This is a genomic window from Roseburia sp. OM03-7AC, assembly GCF_003462625.1.
GTDB lineage: Bacteria > Bacillota > Clostridia > Lachnospirales > Lachnospiraceae > Roseburia_C > Roseburia_C amylophila.
In genome coordinates this window covers 929,512-951,152 of record NZ_QTZJ01000001.1, presented here as the reverse complement: position 1 = coordinate 951,152, position 21,641 = coordinate 929,512, and the positions used below count along the sequence as shown (strand labels likewise).

Genomic DNA, 21,641 nt, shown 5'->3' with positions numbered 1-21,641 from the left:
TGTCATGCAGAGGCAGAAGAGCCGGCACAGTAAGAAATATTACCTGATAATATGGATGGCCGCAGGGATATTGCTGATGAGCGGTGCATTGGGAGGCTGTGGCGGAGAGAAGAATTCTCCGGAGCAAAGCAGCAATGAAACCGCAAAGGGAAATCGCGATGCGACAGCAGAAGTATTACATCCGGAGGCTTCCGGAGAAGTGACTTATGGGACAGATCAGATTGCTATTGATGCATCGCATGCATCCGATGGTTATGTGATGCTTAATTATACCGGAACCAATGAAAAAGTGAAATTCCAGATAGAGACACCGGAAGGGGAAGCATATACCTATCTGGTGACAAAGAATGGAACGTATATTGTATATCCGCTGACACAGGGAAGCGGTACTTACCAGTTGACCTTATATGAAGCTGCATCAGTAGAAGAAAATTTGTATGCAACAGCATTTACCCAGAGTATTGATGTTACCATTACGGATGAATTTGTCCCATTTCTGGCACCTAACTGCTATGTGGATTTTGATGAGAATTCCAAGGCGGTAAAGAAAGGGGAAGAACTGGCAGCAGGCTGCGGCAGTGACCTTGATGTAGTAACCAACATTTATCATTATGTAATTGAAAATATTACATATGATGAAGAAAAAGCAGAGAATGTTGCATATGGATATGTGCCGGATGTAGATGAAACACTTTCGTCCGGAAAAGGAATCTGTTTTGATTATGCAGCATTGATGGCAGCGATGCTTCGTTCGCAGAGAATTCCAACCAAACTTCAGGTAGGATATGCGGGTGAGGCTTATCATGCGTGGATCAGCTGTTATGTGGATGAGATAGGCTGGGTAGATAATATAATATCTTTTGATGGAAAGGACTGGTCTCTTATGGATCCGACCCTGGCAGCCAATAATGATGATGATACCGTAAAAGATTATATTGGCGATGGAAGCCGTTATATTATAAAGTACACATATTAAGAGAGGAAGAAAAGTATGGGAAAAAGTAAAAAACAGCAAAAGCTGTCAAATCTTGAATGTGCATCTTTTTGCAGCCAGATGACAATGGTTCTGCATGCAGGCTTTCCGGCAGTTGAGGGGGTGTCATTATTACTGGAAGATGCAAAGGATGTGCAGGAAAAGGCAATACTTCAGGTAATGTATGATGAAATGATAAATACAGGACTGTTATATCCGGCACTGGAAAAGACCGGTGTATTTCCGGATTATCTTCTTCAGATGGTTAAGATAGGAGAAGAAACAGGTACACTGGATGATGTTATGAATGGGCTGACTCACCATTACGAGCGTGAGGATGAGATAGAGAAGAGTATTAAAAGTGCACTTACATATCCTTTGATTATGGTTGCTATGATGATAGCTGTAATTGTGATACTTTTGACAAAAGTAATGCCGGTATTTGAACAGGTATTTCACCAGTTAGGCAGACAGATGACCGGATTTTCCGGTGGTATGCTGGCATTGGGAAAAACAATTTCGAATTATGCAATTGTATTCATTGCAATAGCGGCGGTAATCGTTGGAGTATTTGTTTATTTTGTAAAGAGCAGCAGAGGACGAAGAGCGTTTGCTGGTTTTAGCAGAAAAATGCACTTGTTTCATGGCTTATACGATAAAATCGCAGCATGCCGTTTCGCAGACAGCCTGTATCTGACTTTAAAGAGTGGACAAAATCCGCAAAAGGGACTGGAATTTGCAGACGAATTGATTGCAGATAAGAATTTTTCGAAGAAGATTAAGAAATGCAGCCAGAAAATGGAAGAGGGCGAGGATTTTGCAGCAGCAGTAGGCGGTGCCGGAATATTTGAGGGCTTGTATGAGAGGATGCTGGTGATTTCCGGGAAAACCGGAGAGACTGATGAAACATTAGAGACGATAGCAAGACAGTATGAAAGAGAAATTGATCAGAGAATGTCTTCTTATATTGCAATATTAGAACCGACACTTGTAATTATTTTGTCTGTTATTGTCGGAATGATACTGTTATCCGTGATTCTTCCGTTGATGGGAATTATGGCAGGACTGTAAGAAGGAGATGCATATGGAAGGATTTCGTCGAAAGAGGCTTTTTTTTCATGAAAAAAGGCATTCTGTCTGGGCAAAGATATTATTTACGGTGGCCATTTCCTGTTGTATTATTTTATTGACCTGCCATGGATTGAACCGATTGATGGCGGATAGTAAAGAGGAGGAAAAACGTTCTTTAGAAGAGGCTCTGCAGAGGGAAATCGTGCAGTGTTATGTGCTGGAAGGACATTACCCGGACAGTCTTTCGTATCTGGAAGAACAGTATGGTTTTTCCTATGATAAGGAGCAGTTTTTTGTGGACTACCAGCTGCTTGGAGCAAACATTATGCCGGATGTGACAGTAATTGAGCGCAAGAATTAGAGTGAAGAGGGATGAATATGGCAGAGAGTACCGCCAGAAAACATACAATTGATATATTATTTCCATGGGCATTGTTTGGGCTGCTGGCAATCTGCGGACTTCTGGTGCTTATCCTGGCAGCAGATATTTATCAGGATACGACGACTATGGCAGATGAAAATTATGAAAGCAGAACAGTATTGTCTTATCTTACGGAGAAGATTCATCAGAATGATAATGGGACAGTTACTATTGGTTCGGTGGATGGAACAGACAGTCTTATCATCCGTCAGGATTATGATGGAGAAGAATATTGCACCTATATTTTTGAAGAGGAAGGCATGTTGAAAGAGCTTTTTGTCCGGTCCGGAACTGCTGTAAGTACAGCGGATGGAAAGGCAGTCATTCCGGTTGAAGATTTTAAAATGGAAGCTTTGGAAAATGGATTATTGCATTTTTCCTGTACGTCGGAAGATGGGAGAAAAATGGATACTGTGGTGGCTGTTGTCGGCAGAAGGCAGGAATAGAGGAAGGCATATGATAGAAGGGCAGGCAAGACGTTCCGGGGTATTTTTACTGGAACTTATGATATCGATTTTATTTTTCTGTATTGCTGCAGCGGTGGGATTGCAGCTATTTGTAAAATCCCATTGCATCAGTGAAGATGCAGGAAATATGAATATGGCAGTACATAAGGCTGCAGCGGCAGCAGAAGTATTCCGCTCCGGAACAGATATGGAAGATTATCTGAAGGAAGAGTATTCTTATTATGAGAAAGAGGATAATACATTTTTTGTATCCTTTGCTGCTGACTGGGAGAACTGTAAGACGAAAGATGCGGAATATACCCTGTGGATTACACTGGGTGAAGCGAAGCAGCGGCTGGTCGGTCATTTTGCAGTAAAGCAGAAGGACGGGGAGAAAGATAAGATTATTTATGAAGTGGAACTAAAGAGGGCAATCAGTCAGAGGGAGGCGGCAGAAGATGAGTAAGAGTGCATTATACGAAGAAAAACGCAGACCGCGTATAGCCAGTCCTTTTGGATACTCTTTTTTGTTAGTGGTAGTATTGATTCTGACTTTTTTATTATTCGCAGTGTTGTCATTATCTTCGTCCCTGCGGGATTATAAATACAGTAAACGGGCGGCAGATAAGATGAGTGCCTATTATGAAGCATGTAACAAGGCAAATGATGTCTTAGCAGAGATAGATGCTATTCTGGAAGAATCCGAAAATAAAGAAATGGCGTTGCAGGAAATTTCCGGATTGCCGGAGGTGAAGGATGCAGCTGATACCATAAGCTTTTGTGTGCCGGAGACAGACACACAGGAGTTACGTGTAAAGCTTTCTATTACGGAAGAGACGGATGGAGAGACAGGAGAAATGCTGGAATGGAGCATATTAGAATGGAAAGAAACTGCTACTGATGTAAGACAGGAGGAAACCAGACTTCCGTTGATGGAGCAGCAGAAATAAAGAGATTGGTGGGAAAATTATGGATGTAAAAGAAGTATTACGAAAAGCAGTAGAGGAACACGCATCAGATATATTTATTGTAGCCGGACTTCCGATATCATATCGTTCGAATAATGTAATTATAAAAGAAGAGGGAGAGCGGTTGATGCCTCCTGAGACAGAAAATTATTTAGAGCAGATATATGAACTGGCGGACCATCGTGATATTGACCGGTTATTAAAGCATGGGGATGATGATTTCTCCTTTGCGGTGCAGGGACTGTCAAGATTCCGTGTCAGTGCTTATAAGCAAAGAGGCGCATTATCAGCAGTGGTTCGTGTGATTACCTTTGATTTGCCAAAGCCGGAGGACATTGGAATTCCACAGAATATCATTGACCTTGGTCTGCAGCCAAAGGGAATGGTATTAGTAACAGGACCGGCAGGAAGTGGTAAGTCTACCACGTTAGCCTGCATGGTAGATGCACTGAACCGCCGGTGTGCCAAGCATATTATTACGTTAGAGGATCCGATTGAATATCTGCACAGCCATCAGCAGGGAATTATCAGCCAGCGTGAAATAAATGTAGATACTGAAAATTATGTAACGGCATTGCGTGCATCCCTGCGGCAGAGTCCGGATGTGATTCTTCTTGGAGAAATGCGTGATTACGAGACGATTGGTGTTGCCATGACAGCGGCAGAGACAGGACATCTTATTATATCCACCTTACATACCATAGGAGCGGCTAATACCATTGACCGTATCATTGATGTGTTCCCGGCAAATCAGCAGCGGCAGATTGCAGTACAGCTTTCCATGGTGCTGCAGGCGATTGTTTCCCAGCAGCTTGTACCGGATGTGAATGGCAATGTAATCCCGGCATTTGAAATTATGACTGTGACACCGGCAATCCGCAATATGATTCGTGAGAATAAAGTGCCACAGATTGACGGCATTGTATATTCCTCGAACCGGGAAGATATGATATCCATGGACAGCAGTCTTTTGAAATTGTATCAGGAAGGAAAGATTACAAAAGAGACAGCACTGGTTTATGCATCCAATCCGGAAATGTTACAGAAACGCTTATAAAAATAGCTTGACGAGGCATAGAGAACATGATACAATACAACAGTTGTGAATAGGCGATGGTCCTCTGTTGCAAATGAATGCATTAAGAACATCAAAATATACAGGAGGTCACAAAATGAACGCAAGTGAAATTATTAAGAACATTGAAGCAGAGCAGTTAAAGGCAGATGCACCAGAGTTTCGTGTAGGAGATACCGTTAAGGTTTATGCGAAAATTAAAGAAGGAAACCGTGAAAGAATTCAGGTTTTCGAAGGTGTTGTATTAAAGAAACAGGGCGGAAGCAACCGTGAGACATTTACCGTTCGTAAATTCTCTAATGGTGTTGGCGTAGAGAAGACCTGGCCATTACATTCTCCTAACGTAGAGAAGGTTGAAGTAGTAAGAGCTGGTAAAGTAAGAAGAGCTAAGCTGAATTACTTAAGAGGTCGTATCGGTAAGAAAGCAAAAGTAAAAGAGTTAGTAAAATAAGAATCTGTCAGAGGGACGTGCCAATGTGTATCGTCCCTCTTGTTGTATTTACGCGAGTAGCGAGAGAAATCGCATGCTTGCATGCAGATTTGGCGAGCACCGCGATAACTCGAGAAACTCGCAAAGCGTGTTTCTTGTAGTTACCACGTATTCGTAAGAAGCTGCCGGTGGCAGTTTCTGCAGATAGATCGAATGATATTCAGGTAAGAAGGAGAACATAAGATTATGCGTAGAGGAAGCGTTCGTGGTCTGAATTTTGGCAGACGCAGAAAGAAAATAAATGTACCACTGCTGAAGGAAATCGGCACCTGGGTCATTGAGATTGCAATTGTCCTGGTGATTTCATTTGTATTTGTATATTTTATCGGACTTCGGACCACTGTGGTAGGACAGTCCATGAACCCTACGATAGAGAACGGAGAAGAGATTCTGGTTAATCGTTTTGTTTATAAACTGAAGAAACCAAAAGCAAATGATGTTATTGTATTTCTTCCAAATGGAAATGAAAAGTCGCATTATTATGTAAAACGTGTCATTGGGGTGCCGGGAGATAAGATACAGATAAAGAATGGAGCAGTCTATGTAAATGGAGAGCTGTTTGATGAAAAAGTAGATACAGCTGCCATTGAAGATGCAGGACTGGCATCCGAAGAGATTACGGTAGGGGAAGATGAGTATTTTGTATTGGGAGATAACCGCAACAGTAGTGAGGACAGCCGTTATGCCAATATTGGAAATATAAAACGGGAATATATTGTAGGAAAAGCATGGTTCCGGATTTCTCCGCTCCGGAAAATCGGTTTTATCAAATAGAAGAACAGTAAGGGAAGAGAGGAAAATAAGATGCAGTTTCAATGGTATCCGGGACATATGACGAAAGCAAAACGTCAGATGCAGGAAGATATAAAACTGGTAGATTTAGTAATAGAGCTGGTGGATGCAAGAATTCCGGTGAGCAGCAGAAATCCGGATATAGATACCCTGGGAAAAGGAAAAGCCCGTCTGATTTTGTTGAACAAATCTGACCTTGCAGATGAAAGAAAAAATGAAGGCTGGACAGAGTTTTTTAAGAAAAAGGGCTATTATGTAGTACGCATGGATGCCAGAAATAAAGGAAGCATGAAGCAGGTGTCTGCAATTATAGCAGAAGCCTGCAAGGAAAAGACGGAGCGTGATTTACGAAGAGGAATCAAGAACCGTCCGGTGCGGGCTATGGTAGTGGGAATCCCGAATGTGGGAAAATCCACCTTTATCAATACTTTTGCAGGAAAAGCCTGCGCCAAGACCGGAAATAAGCCGGGTGTAACCAAGGGCAAGCAGTGGATTCGCCTGAATAAGAATGTAGAACTTTTGGATACACCGGGTATTTTATGGCCAAAGTTTGAAGACCAGAGCGTTGGGTTAAGACTGGCACTGATAGGTTCTATCAAAGATGATATTTTAAATATTGATGAACTTTCACTGGAACTGATTCAGATTCTGCGGGAAGAGTATCCGGGTGTATTAAAGGAAAGATATGGAATGGAAGAAGAGGGAACACCGGCAGAGATGTTGGAGAAAATTGCCTTAAACCGTGGCTGTATCAAAAAAGGAAATGAAGTAGATTATGCCAAAGCCGCTGCACTGGTGCTGGATGAATTCCGTACTGGAAAGCTCGGTAAAATTTCACTTGAAAAACCGGAAGTGGAAGCATAAGATAAAAATAAGAATAGGAATCAAAAAGAGTTGGAGCAAGACGGAGATATGAAGGAAGAAGAACACGGCAAAAGAGGAAAGGCGGTAAGGGAAAGTGTCAGTTTCATACTATATCTCATTGTGATTGTGGTACTGACATTTTTGATGATACGTTATGTTGGACAGCGGACCAGAGTGGATGGTTCGTCCATGGAAAATACCCTTACCAATGGAGATAATCTGATTGTAGATAAGATATCCTATCGGTTTCATGAACCGGAACGTTTTGATATTATTGTATTTCCGTATCAGTATAAGGAAGACACTTATTTTATCAAACGGATTATCGGAATGCCGGGAGAAACGGTACAGATTACCGATAAGGGAGAGATATTGATTAACGGAGAAGAACTGGTAGAATCTTATGGAAGAGAGGTTATTAAAGACCCGGGACTTGCATCAGACCCGATTACATTAGGTGAGGATGAATATTTTGTGATGGGAGATAACCGCAATTACAGCAAGGACAGCAGGTTCCCGGATGTTGGAAATATCAAGCGGGCGGATATCATAGGAAAAGCATGGCTTAGAATCTATCCATTTGATAAAATTGGATTTATCCGGCATCAGTAATAAAAACGAAAGAGCAGTCAGAGGATAAAGTGATTATGGCAGAAGAGAAGAAAATCGGAGCAATCAAAGAAGAGTTACAGGCAGCAGAAGACAGTATGCTGCCTGATTTTATAGCAAGATATGAAAAAGATGAACGAAGCGGCGTAAAGAGCCTTGTGGAAAAAGCACGAAAGCGGATACAGAAGCTTGAGACAGAGTATGCCCGGATTGAAAATCTGAAAAAGTATGAAAAAGAATATGCGGATGCCGGTTATATCTGCGGTATAGATGAAGTGGGAAGAGGTCCGCTGGCGGGGCCGGTTGTGGCAGGAGCTGTGATTCTGCCAAAGGATTGTGACATTTTATATATCAATGATTCCAAGAAACTCAGTGCATCCATGCGTGAAAAACTCTATGATGAAATTATGGAGAAGGCAGTGGCAACAGGAATTGGAATGGCAGGTCCGGGGCGGATTGATGAAATTAATATTTTGCAGGCTACTTATGAAGCTATGCGGCAGGCTATAACGAATTTGAAAGTAAAACCCGATATATTATTAAATGATGCGGTGACAATACCGGGAGTAGATATCCGTCAGGTTCCGATTATCAAAGGAGATGCAAAGAGCATTTCCATTGGAGCAGCCAGTATCATTGCAAAGGTAACAAGGGATCGCATGATGGAAGAATATGCGAAAATTATGCCGGAATATGGATTTGCGGATAACAAGGGTTATGGCTCCGCAGCCCATATTGCAGCAATCAAAGAATATGGACCAACACCAATTCACCGGAGAACCTTTATTAAGAATTTTTACAGTGAATAATTCCAAAGAAATTGGCAATGCAGAGTGGAGTGATTGATATGCAGATTTCAGACATGTTAGCACAATACAACAGAAGTTCGGCTACCGGAGCTACAGCAACAGCCCCGCAGCAAGGGGTTCAGCAGCTGGTATCAGCCGTACGGGAAATGACGGTAGGAAATGTATTTGAAGGAACCGTAAATGATATCAAAAACGGAACGGTTACGCTTGGACTGGCAAATGGTCAGACTGTTCAGGCGAGAATAGCAGCAGGCGTACAGTTAGCCGTTGGTCAGGCGATGTTTTTCCAGGTGAAATCCAATGATGGAACTACCGTTGAAATTCGACCTTATACCAATGGAAATCTCAATAATCCGACGTTGTTAAAGGCACTGGATGCAGCAGGCATTCCGGCAGAACCAAGAATGATAGATATGGTCAATTCCATGATGGAAGAGCAGATGTCCATTGGCAGGGAAAGCCTGATGGATATGGCACGCAGTATTTCTGCATATCCGGATGCGGATATTAAGTCACTGGTATTGATGCATAAGCTTGACATTCCGATGTCAGAAGAATTTATCCGGCAGTTTGAAAATTATAAATCTGATCAGGCGGCAATCACTTCACAGTTTGATGATGTCTTGGAAAGCATCGGAAAATTATATCAGAACGAAAACCTTTCCGAGACAGAGGCATTGGAACTGGGAAGCCGAATCTATCAGGTGTTGAAGCAGGATGGTTCTTTGGATATGTCTGTAATTGTAAAAGAGGGAGTACAGAAAGGAAGCTGGAGTCCGGTGGAACTTCAGGAAGGAGCCATACTGGAAGGAGCGTCAGAATTTGCTGCCACAGAAATCACAGGAACGGAATTAGCAGAAACTGAAACGATAGCAGGATCCATAGAAGAAACATTAGATGGCGTGCAGTATTATGCCAGGGGCAGTGTCGGCGCATTGTTTACAGAGGGGCAGATGAAGGATTTTTCAAATCTTCTGAAAGAATTTCCACAGCTTGCAGGCAGTAAATTATTTACCGCAGAGGGGACTTTAAACGGAAATCTTTCTACAGGTGCATTTCTAAAAGAACTGCATCAGGCACTGGATGAGATAATGGGTTTAACCGGAGGTTCTGCAAAGAAACTGTTTTCCAGTAAAGAGTATCAGAAAGTGCTGGAATATGAGGTAAAACAGCAGTGGACACTAAAGCCGGAAGAAATCAAAGGGGATGCTGTTAAGCATCTTTATGAGAAGATGGAAAATCAGATGCAGAAGATGCAGGAGCTGGTGCAGGAATCCGGCCAGAGCAATACTTCTCTTGCAAAAGCAGTAAATAATCTCCAGGGGAATATTGAATTTATGAATCAGATTAATAATGCCTATCATTATGTGCAGATTCCCCTTCGGATGTCAAATCAGAATGCTCACGGAGATTTATTTGTCTATACTAATAAGAGTGGTGTGGACAGACCGGATGGCGAACTGAGTGCTTTTTTGCATCTTGATATGGATAACCTTGGTGCAACGGATGTGTCTGTGCGGATGAAGGATAGAAAGGTGCATACGAATTTTTATCTGGAGGATGAGAAATCCTATGATTTAATCGAAGAACATATGGCTGAGCTGATGCAGCGGCTGCAGGAGAAAGGATATTCCTGTACGGTACAGGTGGAGAACCAGTCCGGAAAGAAAAATCTGGTTGAAGATTTTATGCAGCAGGAGCATCCGTCAGCCGGAATCCTGCATCGGTATTCCTTTGATATGAGGGCGTAATTTATGAAAAATGGAATCTGGCATCCGGCAGACTTTGATGGGAAAAATGCCGGAGAAGAGAAAACAAAAGAAAAAGAGAAAACAAAAGAAAAAACAGCAGTTGCCATCGCATATGAGCCGGGAGAGAGGGCACCGAAGATACTGGCAACCGGAAAGGGGTATCTTGCGGATAAAATTATTGAGAAAGCCAAAGAGGAAGACGTTCCGCTGTATCAGGATAATCAGCTGGCAAATACCTTATCCAGGCTTGAAATTGGAGATATGATTCCGCCGGAATTATATGAAGTAGTGGCAGAGATACTTGTCTTTGTCGATGATATGGATAAGCTGCGCAGTAAATTGGAATAAAAATAGCTGTAACGGCAAACGGGATAGTGGAAATCCAAATAGTAGGAATAACAGAAAGGGGAGCAGGGATGGAAAATAAACGCAGCATGGGCAGTGAGTATGAAAAAAAGGCGGCAGAGTATTTAAAGGCATCCGGCTGCAGCATCTGTGAGATGAATTACCGCTGCAGGTTCGGAGAAATTGATATGATTGCAAGAGATGGAAAATATCTTGTTTTTGCAGAAGTAAAATACCGCAGTGATATCGGAAAGGGACTTCCACAGGAAGCGGTAGATTACCGCAAACAAAGGAAAATATCAAGAGTGGCAGATTATTACCTGATGTGTAAACATATGATGGGACTGCCCTGCAGGTTTGATGTGATTGCAATATTAGGAGAGGACATACAGTGGCTGAAGGATGCTTTCCCCTATATAGAGCCTTATTAGTGACAGATGAGACTTGATACAGGAAAAAGAATGCTGGAGAATTGAACCAGTTACAGCATGGAGTTGGAACTGGAAAAATAAGAACAGGAAAAGAAAAATGACAGAATTTCAGATAAAAGAGGATGGACGAACCATGATACCGTCCGTATTTTCCCATGCGGGGAAAAAAGAATTAGTGTTACTGCAGTATCCACAGTTGCAGGCACTTGATATGGTAAAACACTGCTTTACCACAAGAATGGGTGGAGTAAGTAAGAATGAATTTTCTTCGCTGGATTTAAGCTTTAACCGTGGAGATGACATAGAGGCAGTAAAGGAAAATTTCCGCAGGGTAGCTGAGGCAATGGAAGTTCCGGCAGGGCAGATTGTCTGCTCTGACCAGACCCATACCACCAATGTAAGAAAAGTAACAGCAGAGGATGCAGGAAGCGGACTGACAAAGGAACGACCGTATCATGATGTGGATGGATTGATTACCGATGTGCCGGGGCTGATGCTTGCAACCTTTTATGCAGACTGTGTGCCGCTTTACTTTGTGGATACAAAGCATAGGGCAATCGGACTGAGCCATTCCGGCTGGAGGGGCACGGTTAACAGAATGGGAAGAGCCACGCTGAAAGCAATGGCAGAAGCATATGGAACAGTACCGGAGGATGTATGGTGTGCGATAGGCCCATCTATCTGCCAGGACTGTTATGAAGTAAGTGAAGATGTGGCACTGGAATTTGAGCAGGAGTTTTCCGGTCATGGCAGTGAAATTATGTACCGGAAAGAAAATGGAAAGTATCAGTTAAATCTCTGGAAAGCCAATGAAAGAGTGCTTTTAGATGCGGGAATCCTGCCGGAAAAACTAATCTTGCCGAATGTGTGTACCTGTTGTAACAGTGAACTGTTGTTTTCGCACAGAGCAAGCCATGGAAGAAGAGGAAATCTTGGGGCATTTTTGTGCATTAAATAGAAAAATGTCAAAAAATGAAAAATTTTTTTGTTCACAAAGCAAACATGTGATATAATTAGGATAAATAATTTAGGAGGGCAGAAATATGCAGTTGAATGAGATATTTAATGCAGAAGATATAGAGGTACTTTTTGCACAATGGGAAAACGTAACAGGAGTAAAACCATTACTTCTGGATTCTGATGGAAGTGTAGCAATCGGGGAAGGTGAAGCATCTGAATACAGAGATGTGATCAAAGCCGGAATTGAAATTGCTGGATATCTTTCTTATGCGAAGAAGGAAGACGCAGAGGATGAAAACGAAGCTAAATCTAAGATAGCAGCTCTGACTATCGTTCTGACACAGCTTGCAGCATCTGAAGAGAAGAGAATGGATGAAGAGAAGAAGAATTCTGATATTCATGAGAATGTACAGAAGACCTCAGAATACATCCAGAAGATTAATGATATTACCAAACAGCTGGACAAGATTGAAAAGAACCAGAAGATTCTTGCATTAAACGCTTCTATTGAGGCTGCTCGTGCAGGAGAGGCTGGAAAAGGATTCGCAATTGTTGCAACCAATGTATCTGCACTGGCAACAGACTTTGGTAATAACAACCGCGAAATCAAAGATGAATTACAGAAGTTAAATGAAGTAATTGCAGCAATTGAAAAATGTGAATAATATTTCCTGATGAAAGGAAGATAGAATCGTGTAAAAAGACGGAATCAGTGCAAACTGGTTTCGCTTTTTTGCTTTACAGGAAAATTGCTTTCCTGTAAAGTAAAAAACGCTCCGCGAGCAGCATTAAGGAATTATTAATAAAATCATACAGATATTTTTCTTGTGTCTCATCTGCTGGAATGTTATAGTGTGCGTATCAATTGAAGTAATACGGATAATACACCTACGATATTCCAAAAGGAGGAAGCGAAGTGATACAGCTTAATTACAGGGATGCAAAGCCTATTTACGAACAGATTAAAGATGGAATGCGTCATCTTGTGATTTCCAATGCATTGACAGCGGATGAAAAACTGCCATCTGTGCGTGAACTGGCAGCAACACTGGCAATTAATCCGAATACCATCCAGCGGGCATACCGGGATCTGGAGAAAGAAGGATATGTCTATACCATTTCCGGGAAAGGCACATTTGTGGCTGCCCAGAAGCATGTAAAGGATGCAAGAACTGTGGAATTAAAAGGACATTTTGATGAAATCGTATCAGAATTACTGTATCTGGCAGTAGAGCCGGAGCAGTTAAAACATCGGATAACGGAACTGGAAGGAGGAGAATATATTCATGATACGGGTAAATAATGTAGTGAAGACATTTGGAGATTTCCGGGCGTTAGACGGTGTAAACCTGCATGTAAAGGATGGAGCAATTTATGGACTGGTAGGACCAAACGGAGCCGGGAAATCTACGATAATAAGACATATTACCGGAATCTATAAGCCGGATGCCGGCGAAATAGAAATAGCCGGGATGCCGGTGTATGAGAATCCTCAGGCAAAGGCCAGATTTGCATATATTCCGGATGATCTTTTCTATTTCCAGCAGGCAGATGTCATGGAAATGAAACGCTTTTATAAGGGAATCTATAAAACTTTTGATGAAGATTTGTTTTTCCGGATCCGGGATGCGTTTTCGAATATTGATCCGAAGATGTCTATCCGGAGAATGTCGAAAGGCATGCAGAAGCAGGCGGCTTTCTGGCTGGCAATCAGCTGCAGACCGGAGCTTATGATTTTAGATGAGCCGGTAGATGGACTAGACCCGGTAATGAGAAGGCAGATCTGGAGCATTATCATGTCTGATGTGGCAGAACATGGAACTACGGTGCTGGTATCTTCCCACAACTTAAGAGAGCTGGAGGATGTCTGTGACCATGTGGGCATTATGCATCATGGAAAAGTAATGCTGGAACGTTCCTTAAGCGAACTACAGGGAAGTGTCTGTAAGATTCAGGTGGCATATCAGGAAAGAATGCCGAAGCTTCCGGCTGATTTTGAAGTGTTACATATGTCCAGTACAGGAAGGGTATATACCATGATTGTAAAAGGCAATCCCAAAGAGGCAAAGCTGCGGTTAGAACAGACTTCGCCGATGCTGATTGATGTGCTGCCTCTGACATTGGAAGAAATTTTTATTTACGAATTAGGAGGTGCGGATTATGCGGTCAAAGACATCTTACTTTAATAAGACGGTATTTTGGAAAAATATTACGCATTTCTGGCCTGTCTGGCTGATTTATACGATATTGCTGCTATGTATGGTTCCTCTGCGGCTGTTAGTGAATTCCGGGATTTCTTATGAAGGTTATTCAGCACAGGAAATTAAAGAAATAAAAATGAATAATTTTATGCAGATTCTGTTTTCAGATGGAAGCGGTGCGCTTATTGCACTCCTTAGTCTGGCAATTGGAATTATTGTAGCAATGGCAGTATTTTATTATCTTTATAATAACAGACGCTCACATCTGTTTCATTCACTGCCATTGAAAAGAACAGAACTTTTTATCAGTAATTTCCTGTCAGGATTCTGCATGATTGTAGTTCCTGTACTATTGGCGTTTATTATTGGAACAGTATGCTGCATTATGCAGGGAATTACAAGTCTGCAGTATCTGCTGGCGTGGGCACTGATGTTGACGGGAGAGAGCTTTTTCTTCTACAGTATGGCAATTTTCGTTGGCATGTTTACCGGTCAGTTATTGGCAATGCCGGTATTCACGATTATTCTGAACGTATTATATATAGGATGCCGCTATGTGATTACATGTATGATTAGTACAATTGGCTATGGTATGGCGAATTCTTATGCTGACCGTATGAATAGTATTTTATCACCGGTGATATATCTTTCAAATAAGGTGGGAGTAGAGTATGACTATTTAGAGGACAGGATAGAATACCATATGTTTGGCCTTTCGGTTGTAGGGATCTATGTGCTGGTGGGTGTGGTGCTGATAGTAATATCCTGCATGCTTTATCAGAAACGTAAACTGGAAACCACGGGAGATGTGCTTACAATTCCGGCAACCCGCCCGGTGTTCCGCTGGGGAATGGCTTTTTGTGTGGCTTTTCTTACTGCAATTCTGCTGAGCGGACTGTTTGGCGTGCTGGTACATACATCACTGGGCAATTTCCTGATGGTTTTATTTACAACATTGATTGCAGGTTTTCTGGCATTTTTCATTGCGGAAATGATTTTGACGAAGAAGCTGCGTGTAGTGACCAAAAAGAGATTATTAGAATGCGGCGTCATGTTAGGAATTTCAGTCGTATTTCTTTTTTGCATCAAATGGAATGCTTTCGGACTGGAAAATAAAATCCCGGATAAGAAGGAAATTGTCGCAGCAAATATTAACTGCTATTTTGATATAGAAGAAAATTCAGAAAGCGGAATTGATGAAATTATGAGTATTCATCAGCAGATTATTGATTCAAAGAAGGAATTTCAGGCATATCAGGGCTCGTCTGATTTAGATAAGGCGTTGCAGTGGGTAGAGATTGATTATCAGCTTGCGGACGGAAGCGTTATGGTGAGAAGCTATGATGTACCGGCTGCTAAAAATTATTATGAAAATGCAGATTCGGTTGTTTCAAGAATTTATGCTATGTCTATGGATCCGGAGAATTATCTCAAGGGGAATCTGATGGTGAATTATGATGATCCGAATAATCATATTATTTCAATGGAGTTTGATAACTATGACCAGAATTTGGAATATGACAGCATTAATATAAATGATGAGCGGGCACAGGAAATATATGATGCTTATCTTAAGGACATCCGGGCAGGACATATTTATCTGAATACAGTAAATGATAACTACTATAAACATACGTATGTCAATGGACTGTATCTGCATGTCTATAACAGTCAGGGGATCCAGCTTACCAGGAGAGAACAACGGATGTGGGGAATGGAAAACAGTAAAGATTATTATTTCAATTTGAATTTGAATGATCGTTGTGTATACACGATTAACAAACTGCTGGAGTTACATATCATTGAGTCAGAGGATGAACTGATGACATTACAGGAAATGGAAGACAGAAGCATGAGCATGGAGCAGGAATAAGTGGAAGGGTGGAATAACTGTTGTTATTCTGCCCTTTTTATTGTAAACTAGAGAGGTATTATAATATAGAAAGATTGAGAAAATAATTTATGCATACAAAGAAACATGTCATCAGTGGAGTAAAACCGGACAGTATTGCCATGGAGCTTGAGCTTGAGCCGGGAGACGAACTGATTTCCATTAATGGCAAAGAAATAGAAGATGTATTTGACTACCAGTTCCTGACAGAGGACGAGTATCTTCTGGTGGTAGTAAGAAAGAATAATGGCGAAGAGTGGGAACTGGAAATTGAAAAAGATTATGATGAAGACCTTGGAATCGAATTTGAAAATGGGCTGATGGACGATTACAAATCCTGTTCCAATAAGTGTATGTTCTGTTTTATTGACCAGATGCCGCCGGGCATGCGAAAGACACTTTATTTTAAAGATGATGATTCCAGACTTTCCTTCTTACAGGGGAATTATGTAACGCTGACCAATATGAAGGATAAGGATATTGAACGTATCATATACTACAATCTTGGACCGATTAATGTGTCGGTGCATACCACGAATCCGAAGCTTCGCTGTACCATGTTGCACAACCGTTTCGCTGGAGAAGCCTTAAAGAAAATCAAACGCTTATCAGATGCCGGAATTGAAATGAATGGACAGGTTGTACTCTGCAAGGGCGTCAATGATGGCGAAGAGTTAGAGCGGACCATCCGTGATCTGACAGAATACATTCCAAATATGCAGAGCCTTTCTATTGTACCGGTCGGCCTGACAAAATACCGGGAGGGCTTATATCCTTTGGAAGCTTTTGAAAAAGAGGATGCAGGAAAAGTCTTAGAGCAGATTCACCGCTGGCAGGATTATTGCATGGAGCATTTCGGTACACACTTTGTGCATGGAGGAGACGAGTGGTATCTTCTGGCAGAGCAGCCTCTTCCGTCTGCAGAAAACTATGATGGGTATATCCAGCTGGAAAATGGTGTGGGAATGATTACACTGCTGCGGGATGAATTCCGGGAGGCACTTGCAGCAGAAAAAGGTGATGCCAATCTGAAAAGGACAGTTACGCTGGTAACCGGAAAGCTGGCAGGACCGATTTTGGAGGAACTGACAGGAGAAATGAAGGAGAAGTTTCCGAATGTAAAGATACGGGTCCGTGTGATCCGAAACGATTTCTTCGGAGAACGGATTACCGTTGCAGGACTTCTGACCGGACAGGATATTATCGCACAGCTTAAGGACGAAGATTTGGGAGATGAGATACTGCTGCCATGCAATGTATTGCGTATGGGAGAGGATGTTTTCTTAGATGACATCACATTGACGGAGCTGAAAAGAACTTTACAAGTACAGGCAGATATTGTAAAATCAAGCGGGCAGGATTTGCTGAATGCAGTCCTTGGAAGGAGACAGAATGAGTAAACCAGTAGTAGCTATTGTAGGCAGACCAAACGTAGGAAAATCAACACTTTTTAACGTGTTGGCAGGTGAAAGAATTTCTATCGTACAGGATACACCGGGGGTAACCCGTGACCGTATATATGCCGAAGTATCCTGGCTTGACTATAACTTTACCTTAATTGATACCGGCGGTATTGAGCCGGACAGCGGAGATATTATTTTATCCCAGATGCGGGAGCAGGCACAGATAGCCATTGATACCGCAGATGTCATTATTTTTATTACGGATGTAAGACAGGGGCTTGTAGATGCAGACCAGAAAGTAGCGGATATGCTGCGCCGTTCCAAGAAGCCGGTTATTCTTGCAGTAAATAAAGTAGATGATTTTAAGAAATATATGCCGGATGTTTATGAATTTTATAATCTTGGAATTGGTGACCCGGTTCCGGTATCTGCAGCATCCAGACTTGGAATCGGTGATTTGTTAGATGAAGTGGCAAAGCATTTTACCCAGGAAATGTTAGAAGAAGCAGAAGATGACAGACCGCGTATTGCCATTGTAGGTAAGCCGAACGTAGGTAAGTCATCACTGATTAACAAGCTGACCGGTGAAAACCGTGTGATTGTTTCTGATATTGCCGGAACTACAAGAGATGCCATTGATACCGATATAAAATATAATGGCAGAGAATATGTATTTATTGATACGGCAGGACTCCGGAGAAAGAATAAGATTAAAGAAGAATTAGAGCGTTACAGTATCATCCGGGCAGTAACAGCAGTGGAACGTGCAGATGTGGTCATTATTGTAATTGATGCTACAGAAGGCGTAACGGAGCAGGATGCCAAGATTGCTGGAATTGCCCATGAAAGAGGCAAAGGAATTATCATTGCAGTGAATAAATGGGATGCCATTGAAAAGGATGATAAGACCATTTACAAGCATACAGAGAAAATTCGTCAGATTTTAAGCTTCATGCCATATGCAGAGATTTTATTTATTTCAGCCAAGACCGGACAGCGTACCGGCAGGATTTTTGAGACCATTGATGTAGTGCTTGAAAATAACAGCATGCGTGTGGCAACCGGTGTATTAAATGAGATTATGGCAGAGGCAGTTGCCATGCAGCAGCCGCCGACCGATAAGGGAAAACGCTTAAAATTATATTATATTACACAGGCAGCGGTAAAACCGCCAACTTTTGTTATCTTTGTAAATGACAAGAACCTGATGCATTTTTCCTATACAAGATATCTGGAAAATAAGATTCGGGAAGCATTTGGCTTTAAGGGTACTTCCCTGAAATTCATTATAAGGGAAAGAAAGGAAGATTAATAAAATGTTATTCGGACGTGTAATATCAGTAGGAATCGGATATTTATGCGGTATGTTTTTATCCGGCTTCTTATATGGAAAGAAAGAAAATGTGGATTTACGTAAGGTGGGCAGTGGAAATGTAGGAACTACCAACACCATGCGTAACCTCGGCGTGAAGGCAGGCATTCTTACCTTGATTGGTGATGTGTGCAAAGTATTTATGGCAATGGTCATTGTATGGCTCATTTTCCGGAACCGTTATCCGGACAGTGTGAAGGTCTTAGAGCTTTATGCTGGTGTGGGCTGCATCTTAGGTCACGATTTCCCGGCTTATATGAAATTTAAAGGCGGAAAGGGAATTGCCTGTACCGGTGGTCTTCTGATTGGCTTCTGTCCGCTGGCAGTGCCAATAAGCCTTGGAATTTTTATTCTTGTGGTAGCAATCACACGGTATGTTTCCCTGGGTTCCATACTTGGTGTAATCAGTCTTGAAATACAGATTATCGTATTCGGACAGATGGGACTGCTTTCCGTACCGGAGCAGTATCTGACGGAGGTGTATATTGTATTCGGTTTTGTGGCGGGACTGGCAATCATTTTACATCATGCCAACATCGGAAGACTTCTTAAGGGAACCGAGAACAAATTCAGTTTTCATTCAAAGAAGCAGGAAGCATAGGAAAGGAAAAAACAAATGTCTGATATCAGTATCATTGGAGCCGGAAGCTGGGGAACTGCTTTATCGGTGGTATTACATAAAAACGGTCATAAGATTACAATCTGGTCTGCACTTGCACCGGAAATTGAAATGTTAAAGGAAAAGCATGAGCAGGCAGAAAAACTTCCGGGCGTTATTTTACCGGATGATATTATGTTCACAACAGATTTAAAAGAAGCAATCGGGGGAAAAGACATGCTCGTCTTAGCAGTGCCTTCTCCATTTACCAGAAGCACAGCAAAAGCAATGAGCCCGTTCGTAGCAGAGGGACAGCTTATTGTCAGCGTGGCAAAGGGAATTGAAGAGAATACGTTAATGACTTTATCTGAAATCATTATGGAAGAGATTCCACAATGTGAGGTGGCGGTTTTATGTGGACCAAGCCATGCGGAAGAAGTAGGAAAAGAAATTCCGACCAGCCTGGTAGCAGGAGCAAAGAAGCGTGCCACAGCAGAACTGGTTCAGAACACCTTTATGAGTGAAGTATTACGAGTTTATACCAGCCCGGATGTACTTGGCATGGAACTGGGCGCATCTTTAAAAAATGTCATTGCATTGGCAGCCGGAATGGCGGATGGGCTTGGCTATGGAGATAATACCAAAGCAGCACTCATTACCCGGGGAATATCCGAGATGGGAAGACTTGCTATTGCCATGGGAGCAAAATATGAGACCTTAAGCGGACTGACCGGAATGGGTGATTTAATCGTAACCTGTGCCAGCAAGCACAGTAGAAACCGTCGTGCCGGATATCTGATGGGACAGGGATATACCATGCAGCAGGCAATGGATGAAGTAAAGATGGTAGTTGAGGGTGTCTATTCTGCCAAAGCAGCAATTGCTTTAGCGAAGAAATATCATGTAGATATGCCGATTATTGAACAGGTCAATGAAGTATTGTTTGAAAATAAACCTGCGAAAGATGCAGTAAAAGAACTGATGCTCAGAGATAAAAAGGTAGAGCATGACGACCTGGAATGGCAGTAGGAGAAAAGGAGTTTTTAGCAGAATGGAAAAGATTCGTATCAAATATTTTACAGATAAAATCGAAAAGCTTACATATATCGATGGCAAATCCGACTGGATTGATCTTCGTGCATCCGAAGAAGTCGAAATGAAAGCAGGAGAATTTAAACTGATTCCTCTTGGTGTGGCAATGGAGCTGCCAAAGGGATATGAAGCACACATTATGCCAAGAAGTTCTACTTATAAGAATTTCGGAATTATTCAGGCAAACAGCTGCGGAATCGTAGACGGTTCCTACTGTGGAGACAATGATATGTGGAGACTGCCTGCAATTGCAATGCGTGATACCGTGATTCATGTTAATGACCGTATCGCACAGTTCCGTATTGTAGAGAATCAGCCGCAGATTCATTTTGAAGAAGTAGAAAGCCTGGGCAACCAGGACAGAGGTGGTTTCGGAAGTACCGGAATCCAGTAAATTATCAAACAGGGGGTAAATCAAATGGAAGAACGTATGGTCAAATTTTATTCAAAGGAAAACAACAATCTTGCATTACATGCAATACCGGGGCATTTTGCCACCAGTCATTCGCACATCAATTACTATATTGATGTAACCAGTATGAAAGCCCGCGTGAAAGAGGCAAAAGAAGCTGCAAAAGTGCTTTACCAGAAGACCGGTAATCCATCCTATGTAGATACCGTTGTATGTATGGACAGAACAGAAATGATTGGCGGATTTTTAGCAGAGCGTTTTGAACAGGGAGATTTTATGTCAACCAATCTGCATGAGACTATTTATGTTATTTCTCCGGAGATGAACAGCAGCGGTCAGATGATTTTCCGTGATAATACCAAAAATATGATTACCGGAAAACATATCGTGCTTTTGCTGGATACAACAACAACCGGTGAGACAATCAGAAGATGCTTAGAGTGCATCCGGTATTACGGTGGAATTATTGAAGATGTAGTAGCAATTTTCTCCACTGTTAAGGAAGTAGACGGTCACAGAGTAGAAAGTCTCTTTACCGAGAAAGATGTACCGGGCTATCAGGCGTATGAGCAGCATGACTGTCCGTATTGTGCAAAAGGCATGAAGTTAGAGGCCATGGTAAATGGTTACGGATACTCTAAATTATAAAGAAAAGATAAACATTTTC

Annotated in this window: 26 protein-coding genes; all 26 read left to right on the top strand. The window is 42.0% G+C overall.

Features of this window, described 5'->3' with window-relative positions; genetic code table 11:
• Positions 1 to 4 precede the first annotated feature (4 nt).
• The 26 genes from DXB39_RS04675 (at position 5) to DXB39_RS04550 (ending at position 21,622) form a co-directional block, all read left to right on the top strand.
• Entirely contained in the window at positions 5 to 976 is a 972-nt protein-coding gene (locus DXB39_RS04675) for a transglutaminase-like domain-containing protein (protein ID WP_243005988.1), read from the top strand.
• Between the two features lie 15 nt (positions 977 to 991).
• Entirely contained in the window at positions 992 to 2,044 is a 1,053-nt protein-coding gene (locus DXB39_RS04670; protein WP_117840812.1) for a type II secretion system F family protein, read from the top strand.
• Between the two features lie 13 nt (positions 2,045 to 2,057).
• Positions 2,058 to 2,405, top strand: coding sequence for a hypothetical protein (locus DXB39_RS04665; protein ID WP_117840813.1), 348 nt, complete (start codon positions 2,058 to 2,060; stop codon positions 2,403 to 2,405).
• A 17-nt stretch (positions 2,406 to 2,422) separates the two neighbouring features.
• Positions 2,423 to 2,911 carry a DUF4860 domain-containing protein gene (locus DXB39_RS04660; RefSeq protein WP_158565948.1) on the top strand — a complete coding sequence of 163 codons (489 nt, stop codon included), beginning with the start codon at positions 2,423 to 2,425 and terminating at the stop codon, positions 2,909 to 2,911.
• A 10-nt stretch (positions 2,912 to 2,921) separates the two neighbouring features.
• On the top strand, positions 2,922 to 3,377 hold the full coding sequence (locus DXB39_RS04655; protein WP_117840815.1) for a hypothetical protein: 456 nt from the start codon (positions 2,922 to 2,924) through the stop codon (positions 3,375 to 3,377).
• Positions 3,370 to 3,861: a hypothetical protein gene (locus DXB39_RS04650; protein WP_117840816.1), complete on the top strand. Its 492-nt coding sequence runs from the start codon at positions 3,370 to 3,372 to the stop codon at positions 3,859 to 3,861. The genes DXB39_RS04655 and DXB39_RS04650 overlap by 8 nt, the downstream gene beginning before the upstream one ends.
• Positions 3,862 to 3,880: 19 nt before the next feature.
• Positions 3,881 to 4,936, top strand: a complete 1,056-nt coding sequence (locus tag DXB39_RS04645; RefSeq protein ID WP_117840817.1) for a type IV pilus twitching motility protein PilT — start codon at positions 3,881 to 3,883, stop codon at positions 4,934 to 4,936.
• Positions 4,937 to 5,051: 115 nt separating this feature from the next.
• Positions 5,052 to 5,405, top strand: a complete 354-nt coding sequence (rplS, locus tag DXB39_RS04640; RefSeq protein WP_022242453.1) for a 50S ribosomal protein L19 — start codon at positions 5,052 to 5,054, stop codon at positions 5,403 to 5,405.
• 225 nt (positions 5,406 to 5,630) lie between these two features.
• Positions 5,631 to 6,218: a signal peptidase I gene (lepB, locus tag DXB39_RS04635; RefSeq protein WP_199534925.1), complete on the top strand. Its 588-nt coding sequence runs from the start codon at positions 5,631 to 5,633 to the stop codon at positions 6,216 to 6,218.
• A 30-nt stretch (positions 6,219 to 6,248) separates the two neighbouring features.
• Complete coding sequence (gene ylqF, locus DXB39_RS04630; protein ID WP_117840819.1) at positions 6,249 to 7,100, top strand: ribosome biogenesis GTPase YlqF; 852 nt, start codon at positions 6,249 to 6,251, stop codon at positions 7,098 to 7,100.
• Positions 7,101 to 7,148: 48 nt separating this feature from the next.
• The gene (gene lepB, locus DXB39_RS04625) at positions 7,149 to 7,712 is read left to right on the top strand and encodes a signal peptidase I (protein ID WP_117840820.1); all 564 of its coding nucleotides are present in this window, start codon (positions 7,149 to 7,151) and stop codon (positions 7,710 to 7,712) included.
• A gap of 35 nt (positions 7,713 to 7,747) precedes the next feature.
• The gene (locus tag DXB39_RS04620; protein WP_117840821.1) at positions 7,748 to 8,518 is read left to right on the top strand and encodes a ribonuclease HII; all 771 of its coding nucleotides are present in this window, start codon (positions 7,748 to 7,750) and stop codon (positions 8,516 to 8,518) included.
• 38 nt (positions 8,519 to 8,556) lie between these two features.
• The gene (gene fliK, locus DXB39_RS04615; protein ID WP_158565946.1) at positions 8,557 to 10,269 is read left to right on the top strand and encodes a flagellar hook-length control protein FliK; all 1,713 of its coding nucleotides are present in this window, start codon (positions 8,557 to 8,559) and stop codon (positions 10,267 to 10,269) included.
• Between the two features lie 3 nt (positions 10,270 to 10,272).
• Entirely contained in the window at positions 10,273 to 10,617 is a 345-nt protein-coding gene (locus DXB39_RS04610) for an EscU/YscU/HrcU family type III secretion system export apparatus switch protein (protein ID WP_117840823.1), read from the top strand.
• 68 nt (positions 10,618 to 10,685) lie between these two features.
• Entirely contained in the window at positions 10,686 to 11,045 is a 360-nt protein-coding gene (locus tag DXB39_RS04605; protein WP_117840824.1) for a YraN family protein, read from the top strand.
• Positions 11,046 to 11,142: 97 nt separating this feature from the next.
• Entirely contained in the window at positions 11,143 to 12,003 is an 861-nt protein-coding gene (gene pgeF, locus DXB39_RS04600) for a peptidoglycan editing factor PgeF (protein ID WP_117840825.1), read from the top strand.
• 85 nt (positions 12,004 to 12,088) lie between these two features.
• A complete protein-coding gene (locus DXB39_RS15150; protein ID WP_117840826.1) occupies positions 12,089 to 12,670 on the top strand; it encodes a methyl-accepting chemotaxis protein in 582 nt (193 codons plus the stop codon).
• A 251-nt stretch (positions 12,671 to 12,921) separates the two neighbouring features.
• Positions 12,922 to 13,308, top strand: coding sequence for a GntR family transcriptional regulator (locus tag DXB39_RS04590; protein ID WP_117840827.1), 387 nt, complete (start codon positions 12,922 to 12,924; stop codon positions 13,306 to 13,308).
• On the top strand, positions 13,292 to 14,191 hold the full coding sequence (locus tag DXB39_RS04585; protein WP_117840828.1) for an ABC transporter ATP-binding protein: 900 nt from the start codon (positions 13,292 to 13,294) through the stop codon (positions 14,189 to 14,191). Before DXB39_RS04590 ends, DXB39_RS04585 begins: the two co-directional genes overlap by 17 nt.
• The gene (locus tag DXB39_RS04580; RefSeq protein ID WP_117840829.1) at positions 14,166 to 16,079 is read left to right on the top strand and encodes an ABC transporter permease; all 1,914 of its coding nucleotides are present in this window, start codon (positions 14,166 to 14,168) and stop codon (positions 16,077 to 16,079) included. The genes DXB39_RS04585 and DXB39_RS04580 overlap by 26 nt, the downstream gene beginning before the upstream one ends.
• Positions 16,080 to 16,168: 89 nt before the next feature.
• The gene (locus DXB39_RS04575; protein WP_117840830.1) at positions 16,169 to 17,497 is read left to right on the top strand and encodes a DUF512 domain-containing protein; all 1,329 of its coding nucleotides are present in this window, start codon (positions 16,169 to 16,171) and stop codon (positions 17,495 to 17,497) included.
• On the top strand, positions 17,490 to 18,812 hold the full coding sequence (gene der, locus DXB39_RS04570) for a ribosome biogenesis GTPase Der (protein WP_117698186.1): 1,323 nt from the start codon (positions 17,490 to 17,492) through the stop codon (positions 18,810 to 18,812). Before DXB39_RS04575 ends, der begins: the two co-directional genes overlap by 8 nt.
• A gap of 4 nt (positions 18,813 to 18,816) precedes the next feature.
• Complete coding sequence (gene plsY, locus DXB39_RS04565) at positions 18,817 to 19,473, top strand: glycerol-3-phosphate 1-O-acyltransferase PlsY (protein WP_022242468.1); 657 nt, start codon at positions 18,817 to 18,819, stop codon at positions 19,471 to 19,473.
• Between the two features lie 15 nt (positions 19,474 to 19,488).
• On the top strand, positions 19,489 to 20,499 hold the full coding sequence (locus DXB39_RS04560; protein ID WP_117840831.1) for an NAD(P)H-dependent glycerol-3-phosphate dehydrogenase: 1,011 nt from the start codon (positions 19,489 to 19,491) through the stop codon (positions 20,497 to 20,499).
• Between the two features lie 22 nt (positions 20,500 to 20,521).
• Positions 20,522 to 20,956 (top strand): dUTP diphosphatase, encoded by a 435-nt coding sequence (locus DXB39_RS04555; protein ID WP_117698185.1) that lies wholly within the window; start codon positions 20,522 to 20,524, stop codon positions 20,954 to 20,956.
• A 24-nt stretch (positions 20,957 to 20,980) separates the two neighbouring features.
• Positions 20,981 to 21,622 (top strand): phosphoribosyltransferase, encoded by a 642-nt coding sequence (locus tag DXB39_RS04550; protein ID WP_022242471.1) that lies wholly within the window; start codon positions 20,981 to 20,983, stop codon positions 21,620 to 21,622.
• Positions 21,623 to 21,641: the final 19 nt, after the last annotated feature.

Coding starts and splice junctions, on each gene's coding strand:
- DXB39_RS04675 (WP_243005988.1), top strand. CDS start 5: ATGCAGAGGCAGAAGAGCCGGCACAGTAAGAAATATTACCTGATAATA.
- DXB39_RS04670 (WP_117840812.1), top strand. CDS start 992: ATGGGAAAAAGTAAAAAACAGCAAAAGCTGTCAAATCTTGAATGTGCA.
- DXB39_RS04665 (WP_117840813.1), top strand. CDS start 2,058: ATGGAAGGATTTCGTCGAAAGAGGCTTTTTTTTCATGAAAAAAGGCAT.
- DXB39_RS04660 (WP_158565948.1), top strand. CDS start 2,423: ATGGCAGAGAGTACCGCCAGAAAACATACAATTGATATATTATTTCCA.
- DXB39_RS04655 (WP_117840815.1), top strand. CDS start 2,922: ATGATAGAAGGGCAGGCAAGACGTTCCGGGGTATTTTTACTGGAACTT.
- DXB39_RS04650 (WP_117840816.1), top strand. CDS start 3,370: ATGAGTAAGAGTGCATTATACGAAGAAAAACGCAGACCGCGTATAGCC.
- DXB39_RS04645 (WP_117840817.1), top strand. CDS start 3,881: ATGGATGTAAAAGAAGTATTACGAAAAGCAGTAGAGGAACACGCATCA.
- rplS (WP_022242453.1), top strand. CDS start 5,052: ATGAACGCAAGTGAAATTATTAAGAACATTGAAGCAGAGCAGTTAAAG.
- lepB (WP_199534925.1), top strand. CDS start 5,631: ATGCGTAGAGGAAGCGTTCGTGGTCTGAATTTTGGCAGACGCAGAAAG.
- ylqF (WP_117840819.1), top strand. CDS start 6,249: ATGCAGTTTCAATGGTATCCGGGACATATGACGAAAGCAAAACGTCAG.
- lepB (WP_117840820.1), top strand. CDS start 7,149: ATGAAGGAAGAAGAACACGGCAAAAGAGGAAAGGCGGTAAGGGAAAGT.
- DXB39_RS04620 (WP_117840821.1), top strand. CDS start 7,748: ATGGCAGAAGAGAAGAAAATCGGAGCAATCAAAGAAGAGTTACAGGCA.
- fliK (WP_158565946.1), top strand. CDS start 8,557: ATGCAGATTTCAGACATGTTAGCACAATACAACAGAAGTTCGGCTACC.
- DXB39_RS04610 (WP_117840823.1), top strand. CDS start 10,273: ATGAAAAATGGAATCTGGCATCCGGCAGACTTTGATGGGAAAAATGCC.
- DXB39_RS04605 (WP_117840824.1), top strand. CDS start 10,686: ATGGAAAATAAACGCAGCATGGGCAGTGAGTATGAAAAAAAGGCGGCA.
- pgeF (WP_117840825.1), top strand. CDS start 11,143: ATGACAGAATTTCAGATAAAAGAGGATGGACGAACCATGATACCGTCC.
- DXB39_RS15150 (WP_117840826.1), top strand. CDS start 12,089: ATGCAGTTGAATGAGATATTTAATGCAGAAGATATAGAGGTACTTTTT.
- DXB39_RS04585 (WP_117840828.1), top strand. CDS start 13,292: ATGATACGGGTAAATAATGTAGTGAAGACATTTGGAGATTTCCGGGCG.
- DXB39_RS04580 (WP_117840829.1), top strand. CDS start 14,166: ATGCGGTCAAAGACATCTTACTTTAATAAGACGGTATTTTGGAAAAAT.
- DXB39_RS04575 (WP_117840830.1), top strand. CDS start 16,169: ATGCATACAAAGAAACATGTCATCAGTGGAGTAAAACCGGACAGTATT.
- der (WP_117698186.1), top strand. CDS start 17,490: ATGAGTAAACCAGTAGTAGCTATTGTAGGCAGACCAAACGTAGGAAAA.
- plsY (WP_022242468.1), top strand. CDS start 18,817: ATGTTATTCGGACGTGTAATATCAGTAGGAATCGGATATTTATGCGGT.
- DXB39_RS04560 (WP_117840831.1), top strand. CDS start 19,489: ATGTCTGATATCAGTATCATTGGAGCCGGAAGCTGGGGAACTGCTTTA.
- DXB39_RS04555 (WP_117698185.1), top strand. CDS start 20,522: ATGGAAAAGATTCGTATCAAATATTTTACAGATAAAATCGAAAAGCTT.
- DXB39_RS04550 (WP_022242471.1), top strand. CDS start 20,981: ATGGAAGAACGTATGGTCAAATTTTATTCAAAGGAAAACAACAATCTT.